Annotated in this window: 18 protein-coding genes; 10 read left to right on the forward strand and 8 right to left on the reverse strand. The window is 65.2% G+C overall.

Features of this window, described 5'->3' with window-relative positions:
* Positions 1–71: 71 nt before the first annotated feature.
* Together pcaG and pcaH are read right to left on the reverse strand one after the other, a co-directional pair.
* Positions 72–662, reverse strand: coding sequence for a protocatechuate 3,4-dioxygenase subunit alpha (gene pcaG, locus LDZ27_RS15995; protein WP_244816956.1), 591 nt, complete (start codon positions 660–662; stop codon positions 72–74).
* 2 nt (positions 663–664) lie between these two features.
* On the reverse strand, positions 665–1,366 hold the full coding sequence (gene pcaH, locus LDZ27_RS16000; RefSeq protein WP_244816957.1) for a protocatechuate 3,4-dioxygenase subunit beta: 702 nt from the start codon (positions 1,364–1,366) through the stop codon (positions 665–667).
* Positions 1,367–1,480: 114 nt separating this feature from the next.
* Here pcaH and pcaQ point away from each other — a divergent pair, with 114 nt between their 5' ends.
* Both pcaQ and LDZ27_RS16010 read left to right on the forward strand, forming a co-directional pair.
* Positions 1,481–2,419 (forward strand): pca operon transcription factor PcaQ, encoded by a 939-nt coding sequence (gene pcaQ, locus LDZ27_RS16005; RefSeq protein WP_244816958.1) that lies wholly within the window; start codon positions 1,481–1,483, stop codon positions 2,417–2,419.
* A 195-nt stretch (positions 2,420–2,614) separates the two neighbouring features.
* Positions 2,615–2,983: a response regulator gene (locus LDZ27_RS16010; RefSeq protein ID WP_244816959.1), complete on the forward strand. Its 369-nt coding sequence runs from the start codon at positions 2,615–2,617 to the stop codon at positions 2,981–2,983.
* 9 nt (positions 2,984–2,992) lie between these two features.
* Here the strand turns inward: LDZ27_RS16010 and LDZ27_RS16015 are convergent, their stop codons facing one another.
* The gene (locus LDZ27_RS16015) at positions 2,993–3,706 is read right to left on the reverse strand and encodes a 1-acyl-sn-glycerol-3-phosphate acyltransferase (RefSeq protein ID WP_244816960.1); all 714 of its coding nucleotides are present in this window, start codon (positions 3,704–3,706) and stop codon (positions 2,993–2,995) included.
* A 104-nt stretch (positions 3,707–3,810) separates the two neighbouring features.
* On the opposite strand from LDZ27_RS16015, the gene LDZ27_RS16020 reads away from it, so the two are divergent.
* Positions 3,811–4,818: an alpha/beta fold hydrolase gene (locus tag LDZ27_RS16020; RefSeq protein ID WP_244816961.1), complete on the forward strand. Its 1,008-nt coding sequence runs from the start codon at positions 3,811–3,813 to the stop codon at positions 4,816–4,818.
* Positions 4,819–4,837: 19 nt separating this feature from the next.
* Here the strand turns inward: LDZ27_RS16020 and LDZ27_RS16025 are convergent, their stop codons facing one another.
* Positions 4,838–6,064, reverse strand: a complete 1,227-nt coding sequence (locus LDZ27_RS16025) for an EAL domain-containing protein (RefSeq protein WP_244816962.1) — start codon at positions 6,062–6,064, stop codon at positions 4,838–4,840.
* A gap of 294 nt (positions 6,065–6,358) precedes the next feature.
* Here LDZ27_RS16025 and LDZ27_RS16030 point away from each other — a divergent pair, with 294 nt between their 5' ends.
* The 3 genes from LDZ27_RS16030 to LDZ27_RS16040 all read left to right on the forward strand — a co-directional run bounded on the left by LDZ27_RS16030 (position 6,359) and on the right by LDZ27_RS16040 (position 11,190).
* Positions 6,359–6,781, forward strand: coding sequence for a hypothetical protein (locus tag LDZ27_RS16030; protein WP_244816963.1), 423 nt, complete (start codon positions 6,359–6,361; stop codon positions 6,779–6,781).
* Between the two features lie 483 nt (positions 6,782–7,264).
* Positions 7,265–8,050, forward strand: a complete 786-nt coding sequence (locus LDZ27_RS16035; protein WP_244816964.1) for a hypothetical protein — start codon at positions 7,265–7,267, stop codon at positions 8,048–8,050.
* Between the two features lie 176 nt (positions 8,051–8,226).
* Positions 8,227–11,190 (forward strand): bifunctional diguanylate cyclase/phosphodiesterase, encoded by a 2,964-nt coding sequence (locus LDZ27_RS16040; RefSeq protein ID WP_244816965.1) that lies wholly within the window; start codon positions 8,227–8,229, stop codon positions 11,188–11,190.
* 9 nt (positions 11,191–11,199) lie between these two features.
* Here the strand turns inward: LDZ27_RS16040 and LDZ27_RS28870 are convergent, their stop codons facing one another.
* Complete coding sequence (locus tag LDZ27_RS28870) at positions 11,200–11,325, reverse strand: hypothetical protein (protein ID WP_255751460.1); 126 nt, start codon at positions 11,323–11,325, stop codon at positions 11,200–11,202.
* 183 nt (positions 11,326–11,508) lie between these two features.
* Here LDZ27_RS28870 and hutU point away from each other — a divergent pair, with 183 nt between their 5' ends.
* Together hutU and hutI are read left to right on the forward strand one after the other, a co-directional pair.
* A complete protein-coding gene (gene hutU / locus LDZ27_RS16045; protein WP_244816966.1) occupies positions 11,509–13,182 on the forward strand; it encodes a urocanate hydratase in 1,674 nt (557 codons plus the stop codon).
* Positions 13,179–14,399 (forward strand): imidazolonepropionase, encoded by a 1,221-nt coding sequence (gene hutI, locus LDZ27_RS16050; RefSeq protein ID WP_244816967.1) that lies wholly within the window; start codon positions 13,179–13,181, stop codon positions 14,397–14,399. The genes hutU and hutI overlap by 4 nt, the downstream gene beginning before the upstream one ends.
* 54 nt (positions 14,400–14,453) lie before the next feature.
* Here hutI and LDZ27_RS16055 read toward each other — a convergent pair whose 3' ends face one another.
* The gene (locus LDZ27_RS16055; RefSeq protein WP_244816968.1) at positions 14,454–14,708 is read right to left on the reverse strand and encodes a GlsB/YeaQ/YmgE family stress response membrane protein; all 255 of its coding nucleotides are present in this window, start codon (positions 14,706–14,708) and stop codon (positions 14,454–14,456) included.
* 221 nt (positions 14,709–14,929) lie between these two features.
* On the opposite strand from LDZ27_RS16055, the gene LDZ27_RS16060 reads away from it, so the two are divergent.
* A complete protein-coding gene (locus LDZ27_RS16060) occupies positions 14,930–15,418 on the forward strand; it encodes a hypothetical protein (RefSeq protein WP_244816969.1) in 489 nt (162 codons plus the stop codon).
* Positions 15,419–15,517: 99 nt separating this feature from the next.
* Here LDZ27_RS16060 and LDZ27_RS16065 read toward each other — a convergent pair whose 3' ends face one another.
* Together LDZ27_RS16065 and LDZ27_RS16070 are read right to left on the reverse strand one after the other, a co-directional pair.
* A complete protein-coding gene (locus LDZ27_RS16065; protein ID WP_244816970.1) occupies positions 15,518–17,377 on the reverse strand; it encodes an OmpA family protein in 1,860 nt (619 codons plus the stop codon).
* A 162-nt stretch (positions 17,378–17,539) separates the two neighbouring features.
* Positions 17,540–17,773 (reverse strand): hypothetical protein, encoded by a 234-nt coding sequence (locus LDZ27_RS16070; protein WP_244816971.1) that lies wholly within the window; start codon positions 17,771–17,773, stop codon positions 17,540–17,542.
* Between the two features lie 157 nt (positions 17,774–17,930).
* On the opposite strand from LDZ27_RS16070, the gene LDZ27_RS16075 reads away from it, so the two are divergent.
* Complete coding sequence (locus tag LDZ27_RS16075; RefSeq protein WP_244816972.1) at positions 17,931–18,227, forward strand: YciI-like protein; 297 nt, start codon at positions 17,931–17,933, stop codon at positions 18,225–18,227.
* Position 18,228: the final 1 nt, after the last annotated feature.

The raw sequence follows: 18,228 nt of genomic DNA on the forward strand, positions 1-18,228 counted from the left end.
AAAACGAAAGGCGTCCGACACTATAGCGCAGTGCCGGACGCCTTTTCCCCGCGTGCGCAGCGAGCGAGGGCTTACAGATCGAAGAATACGGTTTCGTTCGGCCCGCGCAGATAAACGTCGAAACGGTAGATCGTCGATAACGTTCCCGGCTCGCGCTTGGCGATCAGCGTGTGACGGCGCTCGGCCGGCACGCTTTGAAGCACCGTGTCTTTCGCGTTCGCTTCGGTTTCGTCGTCGAAATAGATGCGCGTGTACGTGTGCAGCAGCATGCCGCGCATCAGCACGATCACGTCGAGATGCGGGGCTGAATCGTCGGCGGTCGCGCCGGGCTTGACCGTATCCACGACGAAGCGCAGTTTCGGGTCCGTGCCCGTGCCGACGCGCGCAAAGCCGCGAAAGCCCGACTCGCGCGCTTCTTCCACGCTCTGCACGTAGCGGCCGTTCGCGTCGGCTTGAGCGACTTCGATCAGCGCATCGCCGACCGGCTTGCCTTCGGCATCGAACACGTTGCCGACGACGGCGATATGCTCGCCCGGCACTTCGCGATCCGCCGCCGATGCCGTGAACAGGCTCTTCAAGTCGAAGTTGTACTGCTCGGGCACGAGGCCGTAGGCGAAGTACGGTCCGACGGTCTGCGAGGGCGTTTGCTTGAGGGTCGTCATGGTCACTCCGTCGGGGTTTCGTCCGGGCCGCGCAGCACGATGTCGAATTCGTAGCCGAGCGCGTAGTTTTCCTGCGTCGTATCGATCGAAAAGCGCGAAACCAGGCGATTGCGCGCCTGTTCCGGAATGCCCTGGAAGATCGGATCGAGTTCGAGCAGCGGATCGCCGGGAAAGTACATCTGCGTGACGAGGCGCGAGCCGAAGTATTCGCCGAAGAGCGAGAAGTGAATGTGATTCGGGCGCCACGCGTTCGGGTGATTGCCCCACGGATACGCGCCGGGCTTGATCGTCATGAAGCGGTAGCGGCCTTCGTCGTCGGTCAGGCAGCGGCCCGCGCCGAGGAAGTTCGGATCGAGCGGAGCGTCGTGCTGATCGGCCTTGTGCACGTAGCGCCCGGCGGCGTTCGCCTGCCAGACTTCCACGAGCGTGTTGCGCACCGGGCGGCCGCCTTCGTCGAGCACGCGGCCCGTCACGATGATGCGCTCGCCGAGCGGCTCGCCGTTCTTCGCGGCGTTGCGCGTGAGGTCGTTGTCGAGCGTGCCGAGGTCATCGGCGCCATAAACCGGCACGCGGCGGTTGCGCAGGTTTTCCTTGAGCGGAATCAGCGGCAGCGAAGGGCTGCGCGACACCGACGACCGGTAGCCCGGCGAAAGATACGGCGGATGGGACTCCCAGTCGCGCGGCGTGAGAATGGCGGATGTCATGTCGACTTGTCTCCTGGTCTTGTGACGTGAATAGGATATTTCTGACGGCTACTTTATCGAACGCGCCGAGTTATGGAAAATGACGTTTTGTGCGTCGAACCATAACGACTCTTCATGGATACGGACTTCACCAACATGCGCGTCAAGTTCCGCCACCTGCAATGCTTCCTCGCCGTCACGCAGCTCGGCAGCGTGCAGCGCGCGGCGGATAGCCTGTCGATCACGCAGCCCGCCGTCTCGAAGACGATCGGCGAGCTCGAATCCATTCTAGGCGTGCGTTTGTTCGAGCGCGGGCGGCGCGGCGCCGTGCCGACGCGCGAGGGGCGTCTTTTCGCGCCGCACGCGAGCGCGTGCGTCGCGTCGCTGCGCGAGGGCGTCGACATGCTGCTGCGCGAGCGGGGCGACGTGCCGGGCGCGGTGTCCATTGGCGTGTTGCCGACGGTCGCGAACGCGCTCCTGCCGCCCGCGTTCGCCGCGTTCCGGGAGCAATGGCCCGCCGTTTCGCTCTCCGTGCACACCGATTCCAACGCGCCGCTGCTCGAACGCCTGAAGGCCGGCGAAGTCGATCTCGTCGTCGGGCGGCTTTCCGAACCCGAAGCGATGCACGGCCTCTCGTTCGAACAGATTTATCGCGAGCCGCTCGCCGTTGTCGTGCGCCGTGACCATCCGCTCACGTTCGAGACGCCGCTCACGCCCGCGTTGCTCGCGCGCTTTGCCATCGTCGTGCCGCCGTTCGGCACGCTGATCCGCCAGTCCGCCGAAAGCATGCTGACCGCGTTCGGCGCGCATGCGCTCGCGGCGCTGGTGGAGACGCTGTCGGTGTCGCTGGGACGCTCGCTCGCGCTCCATAACGACGCCGTCTGGTTCGTGCCGGCGGGCGCGGTCGAGCACGACATCGCGCTCGGGCTGCTCGCCGCGCTGCCGATGCCGTTCGCCGGCACCGACGAGCCCATCGGCCTCATCCGCCGCAACGACGCGGCGCGCACGCCGGTGGAGGAATCGCTCGTCGATGCGATCCGCGACGCCGGGCGCTCGCGCGCCGGGAGCAAATGACCGATTGGCGCGCTGCGGCCCGAGGCTTGCTCAAGGAGCATTTACCGCGCAAAGTTGGCGGGAACAAAATACTATGACGAAAAGGCGCGCAGGGACGTGCCCGCGCAGCAACGAAAGCAAACGTTCACGGTCACAACGTTCGTTGCACGCGGATTCCTCGCTCCGCCCCCAACCCGTGCCCGCACCGTTCGCTACATGAAGACCGTACTTCTCGTCGACGACGACCCCGCCACCATCGATGCCTGGACCCTCTGCATGCAAGACGAGGATTGCCACGTCTTATGCGCGTTCGACGGCAACGGAGCGTTATCGATACTGAGCGAGCAGGCGGTCGACATCGTCGTGTCGGACTGGATGATGCCGGGGCTCGGCGGCGCGCTGCTCTGCCAGACGATGAAGAACGACGCGGCGCTCGCGCACATTCCCTTTCTGATGATTTCGGGGCATCCGAATCCGCCCGCGTTCGTGAGCTACGACGGCTATCTGCGCAAGCCGGTGGACGTCGAGACGCTGTTATCCGCCGTGAACCGGCTCTGCGCCGCGAAAAAGCGGCCGCTTTATTGACACGTTGGCTTAGCGCAGTTCGGCGAGCGCCTCGTCCATCTGCGTCTGCGCGAGCCGGTTCAATTCCTGCGGGATCTCGCGATCGATCGGCAAGGGCGGCGTGACGATCACGCGGATATGCCCGCCGTGGTCGGGCCAGCCCTTCGCGGGCCACACTTTGCCGGCGTCGTGCACGACCGGCACCACCGGCACCTTCGTCGCGCAGGCGAGGCGCACGCCGCCCGAGGCGAGCTTGAGCGGCGCGTCGTGCGAAACGCGCGTGCCTTCCGGAAAGATGACGACGGCGTCGCCTTTTTTCAGCCGCGCCGCGCATTCGCGCGTGACGGCCTGATGCGCCTGGCGAATGGAGCCGCGATCGAGGCCCACCATGTCGAGTCCGCGCAGCACCCAGCCGAAGAACGGGATTTTCATGAGCTCGCGCTTGAACACGAAACTGATCCGGCGCGGAAAGAGCGCCATGAACGCAAGCGTTTCCCACGTCGATTCGTGCCGGCTCAGGATGATGAACGGTCCCTCGGGCAGATGCTCCAGTCCTTCGATCGAGCACGTCACGCCGGTGATCACGCGCATCATGGCGACCATCGCGCGGCACCAGAGCCTCGCGAGCCAGTAGCGACCGTTGCGGCCAACGAAAGGGAAGAGTGGCAGGATCAGAATCGACCAGAGCGTGCCGCTGCCGAGCAGATAGGTGGCGAAGAGCCACTTGACGAGGGTGCGTCGCATCGGGCTTGGGCGAAGTGTCTTCGGGTTGAAAGCGGGCAAGGCGAGAAGCATAGCGCATCGCACTTTTCATGGCGCCGATGCGCGCCCGCCCGACGGATGCAACAATGAACCGGGTCAACCCTTTCTCTGGAAAAAATGCGATGGAAGAAGTGCCGGTGAAATTCGACGAAGGAATGCTCGACGTAGGCGACGGCCACTTGGTCTACTGGCGCGCGCAGGGCCCGCGCGACGCGCCGGCGCTCGTCGTGGTGCACGGCGGCCCCGGTGGGGCGATGAACGTGAAATGGGCCGAAGTCCTGGAAGGCCGGGCGTGGCGCGTCGTGTTCTTCGACCAGCGCGGCTGCGGCAAATCCAAGCCCTTCGGCAGGCTGGAACACAACGGCATTCATGCGCTCGTCGGCGACATGGAGAAGCTGCGCGCCGCGCTCGGCATCGAACGCTGGGCGGTCTTCGGCGGCTCGTGGGGCACGACGCTCGGCCTCGCTTACGGCGTCGCGCATCCCGAGCGCTGCACGGGCTTTCTGCTGCGCGGCGTGTTTCTCGCGCGGCGCGAGGACATCGACTGGTTTCTGTGGGACGTGCGCCGCGTGTTTCCCGAGGCGCATCGCGCGTTTCTCGATGCCATCGAAGACGCGTGCGGCCAGCGTCCGGCCAATGCGCAGGAAATCCTGACGCTCACCGAAGCGCCGCTCGCGCGCTTCGACGAAGCCGGCGCCCGGCTCGCGCGCGCGTGGACGCTCTACGAAACGACGCTTTCGGTGGTCAACAAGCCCGCCGTCGAACCTGCCGACGAGGACAAGCGGCCGAGCGCCGAAGCGAACGCCGCGGCGGTATCGATGGCGCTGCTCGAGCGGCACTACATGGCGCACGAATTACCGCCGGCGCCCCTGCTGCCGCTCGTCGCGCGCATCGCGCATTTGCCGTGCCGTATCGTGCATGGCCGCTTCGACATGGTCTGCCCGGCCGATCAGGCGGTCGCGCTCGCGGCGCACTGGCCGGGCGCGGAAGTGGCTGTCGTGAGCGGAGCGGGGCACTGGACCTTCGAGCCTGGCAATCTGGCGGCGTTGCGCGCGGGCGCGCAGGCGCTCGCGGATGCCATCGGCGGCGTCTGAAGGGGAAGCGGGCCGCGCGTTATTCGGAAAGCCGCCGCCAGTCGAGATCGACGCCGAGCACGACGGTCTCGCCACCGCGATAGGTCGCAATGGCGAGCGTCACGCACAGTGACGAGCCCGTCACCGAAAGATACGGCGCGCTCGTGACGACTTGCTGCGGCTGCGCGCACGCATCGACGAAGTACGGCCGGTTGTCCCAGCGGCCGGTCGACGGGTCCGCGATCGGGGCGAAACGCTCGTTGCGCCGCTTGGCGGCTGCGCCGGTGAGCGTCGGAAGGTATTGGCGCCCCGCTTCGTCGAGAAAAAAGCAGGCGAGGGTGCCGGGCAGCGCGAGCAGTTCGGCGCACGCGGCCTTTGTATCGGCGCCTCCGGCGAGCCGCCGCGCCGCCTGCAAAACGCTGCCGCGATAAGGCAGCAGGAGCAGGTCGGCCGTCAGACGCTCGCTGCGGCGCATGCGCGCGAGCGACTCGAACGCGTCGTCGATGAGCGCGGTGGCCGCGCCGCGTGCCGCCAGCCCCTCGCGCGGCTTGCCGAACAGATAGCCCTGCACGAAATCGATGTTGGCGCGCGCGGCCAGCAGCAAGTCGTCGCGCGTTTCGATGCCTTCCGCGACCACGAACATCCCCGATTGATGCAGCAAATCGACGAGCTTGGGCATCAGCGAATCGCGCAGATGCGCGTGCTTCTGCGCGCTTTGCGCGCGCACGAGGCTGCGGTCGAGCTTCACGATGTCCGGGCGCAGCGTGAGCAGGCGGTCGATATTGGAGTGGCCCGCGCCGAAGTCGTCCACGGCGACGAGAAAGCCTTGCGCGCGAAACGCGCGGGTCGCGCTCGCGATGCGCTCGACATCCGTGCCGCCCGACTCCAGCACTTCGATCACGAGACGCTCTGGCGCGAGACCGCTCGCGCGCGTGAGCGCGGCGAGTTCCTGCGCGTAACCGGATTGGGTGAACGTCGCCGGATTCATGTTCACGAAGAGCCACTGCGCCGGCGGCAGCAGCGACGCCGCGTTGCGCAGGTGCGTCAGGTGGCTCATGCGGTCGAGTTCGGTCAGCGTGCCCGCGACGATCGCCCGGGCGAAGAGATCGAACGGGCCGATCAGCGCGCCGTCCCGTGTGCCGTCCGCGCCTTCCGGCCTGCCGCGCAGGAGCGCTTCATAGCCGACCTCGCGTTGATGCGGCAGGCTGTAGATGGGCTGCAGATGCGTCGAGAGAGCGACGCCATCGACGATTTCGCCGCCACGCATCAGCATGTCCGCGTGCACGGGCGCGGCGCGAGGCGCGCGAGCGCGCGCCGCCGGTCGGCGGGCACGGCATACGGGACGATGAATGGCGGCTCGGCAAGCAGCACGGCGGTGACACGAATGTAATGGCGATGTCCCCAATATCGGCCGGCGATGCGCAAACTTGAGCGGCGGCTGCCGGAAGTTGCCGGTCCACGCGGCGCATCCTATCTTTGATGATGCGGTGATACGATCCCGCTGCAACTTACGCCGGGCGCGGCTCGTCGAACGCTGCATTGAACCTCATGAGAGAGATCGATGGCGCAACAGAAAACCAATCCCAAACTCGAGCAGGCGCTGACGCGCGGCGATCTCGCAATCCGTCAGGCGAACTCGGGCCGCGCCACCGCGGTGCTGCGCGCGCTCGGCAAGATGATCGTCGAGGCATCGGCGACGATCGGCGTCGAGGCGCACGTCGTCATTCACGATGGCGACAAGATCTACGATCCCGCCGACGGCGTCTGGCCGCAGCAATTGCTCATTTCGCTCGACGGCCCCGTCGAGGAAAACGATCCGGACGAGATCCGCACCGTCACGCTCCTCGCGGACACGCCCGGCACGGTGTTCCGATGCGAATGGCAGCGCGCGGACGGCAACATCGGCCGGCAGGAAGGGCGGCCGCTCGCGATGGTCGCGTTCATCACGGACGTCGATATTCCCTGGCTCGACGAAGAAGACTGATTCAGTCGTTCGCGGCGCGCAACCGAAGCGCGGATGCCGGTCTCGCGACCGCATCCGCGCTTCGTTTTTGAGGTGGCGGAAAAGCTCGAATTTTCTGCGTCGCGCAAACGTTGCCGCGGCCGCGAACTTTCGTTTCTTAAGGCCCTGCATAAATATGTCGAAAGAGGCCGGCGGCGGCTATTCTTCGCAGTGCCTCTTGCGCGGATCGTGCATCGCTGACGTCGTTTCTTTCACCATTTTCGTGCAGACCCATTCCCATACGGCATATGCATATTCGATTAGGAGCGCCTGCCGGCGATTGGTTTGCCGATTGAACACTTTCGCCCGTTCACACGACGCGGAAAGTGCAAGAAACGGCGGCAAGCGCGCACCCCGTAATTTGACTTCGTGAGAGGCTCCGAACGCCCGAGTGAGGGCACGCTTTCCGATTTGCCCTCGTCGTCGCGGCACCTTTCCAATCGCCAAGAAAAATGGGGTTTAAAAATGGAACGTCTGAACCTTGCCAATAACGCCGCCGTCAAATCCGCCAGCCATATCGAAACGGCGCTTCGTCCGTCGCTGACAGTGGTGCCCGCGCTTCAGAAGAGCGAGCGCATGCCGTTTACCATTCGTATCGTCGGAGACGAAGACGGCCTGCAAAAAGCCGTCAGCATCAGACGTTCTGCCTATGGGCGGCATTTGCCCGAATTCGCCGAGAAAATGGCGGTCGAGCTTTCCGACCGCGATCCCGGCACGGTCGTGCTGCTCGCGGAATCGAAACTCGACGGCGCGCCGCTCGGCACCATGCGCATCCAGACGAACGCGTATGGGCCGCTCGCCCTGGAGCAGTCGGTGACGCTGCCGGATCATCTCGCCGCTGGCCGGCTCGCCGAAGCGACGCGCCTCGGGGTCGCGGGCGGGATGGTCGGCCGTGTGGTGAAGGTGGCGCTGTGCAAGGCGCTGTGGATGTTCTGCGAGCTGCATGCCATCGACTGGATGGTGATTACGGCACGCTCGCCGCTCGACCGGGAGTACGAAGCCATGTTGTTCAGGGACGTCTTCGGCACGAACGAATTCCTGCCGATGTCGCACGTTGGTGGCCTGCCGCACCGTGTGCTGGCGAAGGATGTGGCAGCGGCGCGGCATCGTTGGGAGGAAGCGCGTCATCCGCTTTTCAACTACATGGTGAACACGCATCATCCTGACATCGATCTTCAATCTGTAGATTTATCTTTTGACTGGGAACCGGTACGATGCCCGGAGGCGCCGTTGATGGCTTATGGCCGTTGATGCGGGCAAATAATGGCACGGCCGTTTCAGGCAAGCGCCAACGAAGGTAATAGCGAATAAGCCGGACCCCGGCGCGGTCCGGTTGGCCAAAAAACAGCGGTGGCGAGGAATTCTCTCGCGCCGCTGTCGGTTACTGCCGAAGCGGCACTGGCGGCGTGAACGGGGGTGGTTCAGGTATGGCGTCGGTTATTCCAGCTTCCTTATCCAGGTTCAGACGAACGGGTTCGTGGATCGACGACTCGCTGTACGCGATCGCCGTCTATGCCGTGCCGTTCCTCATCGCGTTGGGCACGATCGCCACGCTTTATTTCCTGCCGCGACAGTACGAGTCGCGCGGCGCGGTGCCGCTCGAATTGCGCGTCATCGCGGATCGCGGCGACTTCCTGCGTCCGGCCGAGGCGCTCGACGCGCTGCGCGGCATCGCGCCCGTCCCGCGTTACAGCACCCATCTATCCGAGAAGCCCATCTGGTTCACGTTCACGTCTCCCTCAATGGGCGGACAAGCGTCTACCGCCGTCGAATTGCCGTCGCGTCACGCGCAAACGCTTGCCTGCTGGGACGCCGCCACGCTGCGTCCGCTCGGCAGCGCTGACCGCGATTCGGTCAGCGGCGAACTGCGCCCGGTGAAGGCGGGCTTCTTCATCGACCTCGGGCGCATCGAGGCGCCGCAAGGCATTCTCTGCCGCGGCACGTACTCCGGCCCCGCGCAGGTGAACGCGCGCGCGTGGACGGGGCAGGCACTGCGCGATTCCGCGCTCGATTTTCAGGAAAGCTCCGCCCTCATCGCGGGCGGGCTGCTGACGCTCGCGGTCTTCGTGTTCGTCACGGCGATCATCAATCACGAATGGACGTATGTGATTTTCGCGGTCTGGCTCGTCGGCAATCTGCGGCTGTGCGCGAACGCGATGGGCTGGGACATGCAGTGGCTCGGCCGTCTGCTTCCGCCGGATTTCATGAACCCGTTGCGGCAGATCACCTTCGCCGCGTACTACCTGCTCACCGCCGCGCTCTTCACGCAGCTCTTTCGCCGCGAACTGCGCGTAGTCGGTTATCGGTGGCTGCTGCGCGTCATTCAGTACGTCGGCGTCGTGCTGCTCGCCGCGGCCCTCGCGCTGCCATACTCGCTCTTCATTCCGACGCTGTGGGTCATCACCGGTTTCGGCATTTGCGTGCTGGTGTTCTTTCTCGTGCGGCTCGTGTGGATGGCGCGCTCGCGAACGGTGCTGTGGTATGTGGCGTCGCTTGCCATCGTGCTCTTCGCCACGTTCTCCGAAGTGCTCGGCGCGGCGTTCGGGCTCAAGGTGCTGCTCGGTGGCGTGAACACGGTGATGGCCGCGCTGTCGTCGAGCATGATGGCCGCATTCGCGATCGCGGAGCAGATGCGCGCCGAGCGCGACTTCCGCCGCCAGGCGCAGATGGAACTGCGCAACACATATGAAGTCACGCCCATCGGCCTTTTCACGCTCGACGACAACGGCCACTTCGTGCGCGCCAATCCCGCGCTGCGTGCGATGCTCGACTTGCAGAAGTCCGAGTACAAGCTGCGCCATTGGCACGACTACTTCGAGCCGGGCGCGTGGGGCGCATTGCAGGCGCTGGCATCGAAGGGCAGCGACGGCGAGCTCGAAATGAGCGGTTCGGTGGAACGCGGCACCGGCGAGCGCCGCTATCTGCTCAAGGCGATTCGCTCGAACGGCTGGATCGAAGGTTCGCTTCAGGACACGACCGAGCGCTCGAAAGCGGTCGAACGCCTGCGCTTTCTCGCCGAACACGATCCGCTCACCGGTTCGCTCAACCGCCGCGGCGTCGAGAAGGCCATTTCCGTGCAAAGCGAGGAAACGCTGCCGTGGGCGCTGGCCTACGTCGATCTCGACCGCTTCAAGCTCGTGAACGACCTTTTCGGCCACCGCGCCGGCGACGAAGTGCTGCGCCAGGTGGCGGCCCGCACGCGGGCGCACTTCGCGCGCAGTTACCCTGTCGGGCGCATCGGCGGGGACGAGTTCGTCTGCGTGATGAACGATACGTCGATCGAGGACGCCATCACGCAATGCCGCGAACTGATCTCGATTCTGAGCGACGCGCCGTATCAGGTCGGCAATCGCGCGTTCCAAGTGAAGGCGTCGGTCGGTCTCGTCGAGTGCTCGCGGGGCGTGCGCGTGCAGGACGCGCTCTCGCACGCGGACCGCGCCTGCCGCGAAGCGAAGAAGGTCGCGCATACGCACCTCGTCACGTATCGCAAGGGCGCGGCTGCGTTCGAGGAGCGCGCGGAGGAACTGAAGCTCGTCGAGACGCTCGGGCGCAATCGCCTGCCCGCCGGCCTCTTTCTCGTGATGCAGCCGATCATGTCGCTGCGCGCGCCGAACGAATCGCTGAACTTCGAAGTGCTGTTGCGCATGCGCGCACCCGACGGCGCGACGTTGCCCGCCGGCAAGGTGATCGTCGCGGCGGAGGAATCGGGCAATATCGCGGCCATCGACCGCTGGGTGATTTCGACGCTGCTCGATTGGATCGAGGCGAACCGCCACAAGCTCACGAACACGCAGTTCATCTGCGTCAACCTTTCCGGCGGCTCGCTCAACGACGAGCAGTTCATGGAAGACATCTTCGCGCTCTTCGCGCGGCATCCGTCGGTCGTCCATTACTTGTGCCTGGAGATTACCGAGAGCGTCGCGCTGCACGATCTCGAGAACACGCAGCGCTTCATCGCGCGCGTGCACGAGATGGGCGGCAAGATCGCGCTCGACGATTTCGGCGCGGGCTACACGTCGTTCAAGTATCTCAAGGCGCTTTCGGCCGATGCGCTCAAGATCGACGGCGAGTTCGTGCGCTCGATGTGCGAGCATCCGGCCGATATCGCCATCGTCGAGGCTATCGTCGCGCTCGCGCGCAACCTCGGCATGCGAAGCGTCGCCGAATGGGTCGAGGACATCGACACCTTGCGTGCCTTGCAGGAAATCGGCGTCGACTACGTGCAGGGCTATCTGATTGCCCGCCCGCAGGACAGCTCCGCGATTCTGGCCGCGCAATCGACCGCGAGTTTCGTCAACGACGCCGAACTGGCGGACTTCGTGCAATGTCTGTCGGAGCCGACGCGGGCTATTCCGGTCGACTTCGAACGGCGCGCGCGCGCCACGCACTGAACGCGCGGTTCAGGCGGCTTCCAGCCGGCTCAGCATGTTGCGCCCGGCATGCGGATGCGCGCGTCGTCCCACTGCGCGAGCCACTCGATCTCCTTGCGCGAACTGCAGCGCGTCGATGACGTGATCGCGGATCATCTGCGGCGCGTCGAACGCGCAAACTCTGACGGCCAATATGCCCGAAGGAAATGACGTGCGCCTGTCTATACAAGAAATACGCACACTTGACGCGTAGCGCCCGGGATTTCCCCAATACAACCCAGCTTGTATATACAAGAACATGCGGTGAACCGTTCCATTGCGCATGGCGCAGGAGTCACCGTGACGTCTTCTTCCCGTTTCCGCGATACCGAAATCCGCGCGCCGCGCGGCGCTCAGTTGAACGCCAAAAGCTGGCTCACCGAAGCGCCGCTGCGCATGCTGATGAACAACCTCGATCCCGATGTCGCCGAGAATCCGCATGAGCTGGTGGTCTACGGCGGCATCGGGCGGGCGGCGCGCGATTGGGCGTGCTACGACGCGATCGTCGAAACGCTCAAGCGCCTCGAAGCCGACGAGACGCTGCTGGTGCAGTCGGGCAAGCCGGTCGGCGTGTTCCGGACGCACGAGAACGCGCCGCGCGTGCTTATCGCGAATTCGAATCTCGTGCCGCACTGGGCGAACTGGGAGCACTTCAACGAGCTGGACGCCAAAGGTCTCGCCATGTACGGGCAGATGACGGCGGGAAGCTGGATCTACATCGGCAGTCAGGGCATCGTGCAGGGCACGTATGAGACGTTTGTCGAAGCGGGGCGGCAGCATTACGGCGGCGACCTGAAAGGCCGCTGGGTGCTGACCTCGGGACTCGGCGGCATGGGCGGCGCGCAGCCGCTCGCGGCGACGCTCGCGGGCGCGTGCTCGCTCAACGTCGAATGCCAGCAGAGCCGCATCGACTTCCGTCTCAAGACGCGTTATGTCGACGAACAGGCAACCGATCTCGACGACGCGCTCGCGCGCATCCGGCGCTATACATCCGAAGGGCGCGCGGTGTCGGTCGCGCTGTGCGGCAACGCGGCCGACGTGCTGCCCGAACTCGTGAGACGCGGCGTGCGTCCCGACCTCGTGACGGATCAGACGAGCGCGCACGATCCGCTCAACGGCTATCTGCCGAAAGGATGGACCTGGGCGCAATACCGCGACCGCGCGCAGAGCGATCCGGCGGGGACGGTCAAGGCCGCGAAGCAGTCGATGGCCGAGCATGTCCGCGCGATGCTTGCTTTTCGCGAGCGCGGCGTGCCGACGTTCGACTACGGCAACAACATCCGCCAGATGGCCAAGGAAGAGGGCGTGGACAACGCGTTCGACTTCCCCGGCTTCGTGCCAGCCTATATCCGGCCGCTTTTCTGCCGCGGCGTCGGACCGTTCCGCTGGGTGGCGCTGTCGGGCGATCCAGAGGACATCTACAAGACCGACGCGAAGGTGAAGCAACTGATCGCGGACGACGCGCATCTGCACCGCTGGCTCGACATGGCGCGCGAGCGCATCCGGTTTCAGGGACTGCCCGCGCGCATCTGCTGGGTCGGGCTCGGCCAGCGCGCGAAGCTCGGCCTCGCGTTCAACGAGATGGTGCGCAGCGGCGAGTTGTCGGCGCCCGTCGTGATCGGCCGCGATCACCTGGATTCCGGCTCGGTCGCGAGTCCGAATCGCGAGACGGAAGCGATGAAGGACGGTTCCGACGCCGTCTCCGACTGGCCGCTTCTGAACGCGCTCCTCAACACGGCGAGCGGCGCAACGTGGGTGTCGATCCATCATGGCGGCGGCGTCGGCATGGGCTTCTCGCAGCATGCGGGCGTCGTGATCGTCTGCGACGGCAGCCGCGAAGCCGACGCGCGCATCGCACGCGTGCTGCACAACGATCCGGCGACCGGCGTCATGCGCCATGCGGATGCCGGCTATGACATCGCAATGGACTGCGCGCGCGAGCAAGGCCTCGATTTGCCGATGATCGCGCGATGAAGAAGCTCTGGCTCAATTGCCATGCGGCGACGATGGCCGGCGGCCAATACGCGATCATCGAAGACGCGGCGATTCTGACGGACGGCGCGCGCATCGCGTGGATCGGCGCGCGCGCAGACGCGCCGCGTGCGTGCGACGGCGTACGCATCGACCTGGAAGGCGCGTGGGTGACGCCCGGTCTGATCGACTGCCACACGCATCTCGTGTTCGGCGGCGATCGCAGCGGCGAGTTCGAAGCGCGTCTGCAAGGCGCGAGCTACGCGGACATCGCGGCGCGCGGCGGCGGCATCGCGAGCACGGTCCGCGCGACGCGCGAAGCGAGCGAAGACGCGCTGTTCGAGGCTGCGAAAACGCGCGCGCTCGGCTTGCTGCGCGAAGGCGTGACGACGGTCGAAATCAAATCGGGCTACGGCCTCGACCTTCCCAACGAACGCAAGATGCTGCGCGTGGCGCGACGTCTCGCCGACGCGCTGCCGCTCACCGTGCGCGCAACCTGTCTCGCGGCGCACGCGCTGCCGCCCGAATACGCGGACCGCGCCGACGATTACATCGCTCATGTTTGCGACAACATGCTGCCCGCGCTGGTTGCGGAAAATCTCGTCGATGCCGTCGATGCCTTTTGCGAGCATCTCGCGTTCTCGCCGCAACAGGTCGAGCGTGTGTTTCGGACGGCGCGCGAACTCGGCGTGCCCGTGAAACTGCACGCGGAGCAGTTGTCGTCGCTGCATGGATCGGCGCTGGCGGCGCGTTATCGGGCGCTGTCGGCGGATCATCTCGAATACATGACCGAGGACGACGCCATCGCGATGGCGCGCGCCGGTACGGTCGCCGTGCTGCTGCCCGGCGCGTTCTATCTGTTGCGCGAAACGCAACTTCCGCCGATCGACGCGCTGCGTCGGCACGGCGTTGCGATGGCGCTCGCGAGCGATCTGAATCCCGGCACGTCGCCGGCGTTGTCGCTGCGGCTGATGCTGAACATGGGCTGCACGCTGTTTCGCCTCACGCCGGAGGAAGCACTGGCCGGCGTGACGATTCATGCGGCGAGCGCGCTCGGCCTCTCCGAGACGCACGGATCGCTCGAAGCGGGCAAGGTAGCGGATTTCGTCGCGTGGCGTATCGGCCGGCCGGCCGAACTTGCCTATTGGCTGGGCGGGGCGCTGCCGAATCGCGTGGTGCGCGGCGGCGAAGTTATCGCGCCCGAATCCTTCGCCCGATAAAACAACGCCTCGCCCGAGACGGACGAGGCGTTGGCTACGCCAGTGCACGCGGCGTCATGTGCGGCGACCGCGAATCATCCCATAGATGACGAGCAGGATGATCGCGCCGATCACCGAGGCGATCCATCCCGCAGGCTGTCCTGGCTGATACCAGCCGAGCGCCCGACCGACATATCCGGCGATCAGCGAGCCGGCAATGCCGAGGATGATGGTCATGATCCAGCCCATGCTGTCGTCGCCGGGCTTGATGGCGCGCGCAATCAGACCGACGACCAGTCCGACGATCAAAGTACCGATGAATGCAAGCATGCGGTTGCTCCTTGACTGAGGTTTGCTGCTTCTTGACAAAAAGCGCCCGGGCGTCTCCCGGTTTCTTCAAACTAGCACGGCAGCCAGCGTTTGAGTATGACGCCCGCTGGTGTCTGCATGGGATCGGCCGTTCGGCCAAAGCGAATAGCACGCGGGGTGCCACCGCATCGCGCAGGGTAGAATTCGTTGCATTGCTTCAGGCACGAACACACTGCAACGATATGACCGACTCCGACTTTCCCTCCACCGAAGACGCAATTCACGAAGATCGCCTCTGGCGCGACGACGGCTGGACCGCTCGCGTCATCAAGAACGAAGATGACGACGGCTGGGCCGTCGCGATGATTCAGGCGGGAGAAGCGGAGCCCGCGCTCGTCGGACCGTGGACGATGGGCCGCGACAAGAAGAATCCGAAGCCGCTCGATTCCGCCGCGTTCCGCACGCTGGTGAAGACGGCGTCCGAGGTATTGCGCCGTCACGAGCAGCAGCGCCACGCGATGTTGCACAAGAACGTGACCATCGACGTGCGCGGCGAGGAAGTGACGGTGACGCTGGACATCGTCCCGAGCGACGACGATCCCTACGCCGATCTCAAGGCAGTCGATGCATTCGGCACGCAACTGGCGCATGTGCGCGTGTCGCCGGCATTCAAGCTCAACAAGGCGAGCGCCGAGCGATGGGCGGAGAACGACTTCACGAAGCCGAATTGAACGTAGCGCGCGTATCGCTTGCGCATACCGCGCTCGTCAATGAAAAAATGCCGTCGCTCAAAGCGACGGCATTTCTTATTGCAGACCGTAACGCTGGACTTATTTGACGACGAACTCGATCCGACGGTTCGCGAAGCGGCCGCTGGCGGTTTCGTTATCGGCGACAGGATTGGCATCGCCGTAGCCCATTGCGGTGAGCGATTGCGGCGGCACGCCATTCTTCACCAGATACGAGCGAACCGCTTGCGCGCGTTCCCGCGACATTTCCAGCTTGGCGGGCGGCGCGCCTACGCCGTCCGAATAGCCGGCCACTTCCAGCTTCACCATCGACCCCTTCGCTGCGCAGTTCTTGAGCAGTTGCGCGGTGTCCTGAAGCGTGTCGAATGCGCCTTCAGGCACGGTGGCGCTCGAGCGGCCGAAGTTGACCACCTGGAGGTCGAGCACTTTGGTGAGCTTGTCGCCGGCGCAGGAATCGTCGGTGGCGAGCAGCGACTTCATCGCGCTTCGAAACGATTGCGTTGCCGTGGCGACGGCGCTTTCGACATCGAACGAACTGACCTGGAACATGCCGCCGAGCGAGTTCTTGAGGCGCTCCGTCCAGCCGAGCTTGGCGTCGGCGGCGGCGCCGCTCAGTTCCACGTTCGACCCGTTGATCTTGGCTTCGGCGCCCGGCACGGCCATCAGCGGCGTCAGGTCTTTCATTCGCGCGAGCCACGTCGCATGACGCGTCCCGGGAACGACGGATACGTTCGCGCTGTAATCCTTGCCGAAGCGGTGCTCCAGCGCGTCGACCAATTGCTGCTTTTCGGCGTCTGTGCCGACCGTCGCCTGTACGGACGGAACGCCCGCCTGGTCGACGCTGAACAGCAGTTGAGCTTCTTTACCGCTCGCAGCCGGCGCGCTCGCCGAGTTGCTGACCGGGATGTTCGCCGCAGCGGGCGCAGCCGATGCCGGAGCGGTGACTGCAGCGGGCGTCGAGGCCGTATCGTCGACGCCGGGCAGTTGTGCCGGGCTATCCGACGCGGGCGCTGCGGCAGTCGCAACCGGCGCCGAACTCGCGTCCGACGCGATATCGACGCTGTTCTTATGCGTGAAGCCGCGGTAGTAGACGAGCGCGAGCACCGCGGCAAGCACCGCGAAAAGCAGCCACACGCCCTTGTTGGAGCGCTTTGGCGCGGGCTTTCGCACGGGGGCGCGCAAGGTCTGGGGCGCCGGCGTATGGGCTGCGGGCGGTTGCGGGGCGGCCGCTGGCGGCGGAGGCGGCGGGGGCGGTGGCGCGAGCGGCGCGGTGCTGCGCTGCATGGCAGCCGGAACATGGCCCACGCCGGGCAGCGCGGCAGTGGCGGATTCATCGGCGACATCGAGCGTGGAACCAACCGCGTCGAGCCGTGCGCCGATGCCGCTCACGAAGCCTTCGACGTTACCCAGACCGATTGCCCCCGCGACGGCAGGCGAGAGCGACGCGCCGATTTCGGGCGTCTGACTGCGCAGCAAGCCCGGCAGTTGCAGCAGGGTTGCCTGCGAGAGCAGAAAGTGATGCTTGAGGATGCCGAACAGAACGGCGGACAGCATGCCCGCAAGCGCCGACGTTGCCTGAACCGGAACGCCCGTCTCGGCGGAAACGGCGTCCGTCAAGGCGTCGATGCGCTGGCCGGTTGCGCGCGACGCGAGCACATGGCCCGACGTTTCCAGGTGCTTGAGTCCCGCCGTCGTGGTGATGACGTTGCGCAGCTGCTCGGCCACGAAAGCATTCGCGTCCGGCGACATGATGGCGGAATACACGGAGCGCGCGCCGTCCGCGAGCGTCGAGCGGTCCATGAGCGAGGCAACGAGACCCGGTGCGGTGCGCGCGGCGAGATGCTGCACGATCTGGGCAGGAATGCCGAACTTTTGCGAAAGCTGTTCCGCGATCTCGTTCGAGATCGTGTTCTTCACCATTTGAACCAGATTGATACTCATCGACTGCCTATCCTTTTCCTGTGACGCCGAGCGCGGGCGCAATGACGCGTGCATTCTATATGTGCAGGTATCCTGAAAATTTCGCGGGATACTTATTTACAGAACTGGCGTGGATACACCACTCGGTTGAAGATTGTCGTGCAGCTGCTTGACAGCGCGCCGTCATTGCGGGCGCGCGGAACTATCCGAGAATATCTGGATGAACCGCCGCGCTGCAAGCCGAAGCCACGATCCGAGCGCCGCTTCCTCAACGTCGCGCGCGCCCTTTTCAAGCGGTGAAACACCGAAGGTCGCGCCGACGAACTTGCGATACGATGCGTCGAGCGGCGACGTCCAGTGGCAGGCGCGGCAATCGTGCTTCGCGCAGGAATTGCAGGGAGGTTGATCGCGATACATGGCGGGTCCTGGTTCGAGTACCCGAGCATGATGTGGGTTTTTGTAACGCCTGACGATCAGACGGTTCTGATTGGTGTCTGAGATTTGCTGAGTAAACGGGCAGAAACGACTCGGATAGCCAATTGGCAGATGCCAACGCAAAGACAGGAGATAAAACGTGCACTACCTGCTGATCTACGAACTGTGCGCCGATTATGTGGATCGCCGGGCGCAGTTCCGAGACGCGCATCTGAAGCTCGCGTGGGAAGCCGTCGAGCGCGGCGAGATCGTGCTGGCCGGCGCGCTCGATTCCCCCGCCGACCGCGCCATGCTGCTCTTCGAGAGCGATTCTCCGGCGACGGCCGAGGCGTTCGCGCGCAACGATCCCTATGTGAGGAACGGGCTCGTCGAGCGCTGGGAAGTTCGCAAGTGGAATACGGTGGTCGGCGAGAACGCGGCCACGCCGGTTCGCTAGC

Origin of the sequence: Caballeronia sp. Lep1P3 (assembly GCF_022879595.1) — a bacterium.
GTDB lineage: Bacteria > Pseudomonadota > Gammaproteobacteria > Burkholderiales > Burkholderiaceae > Caballeronia.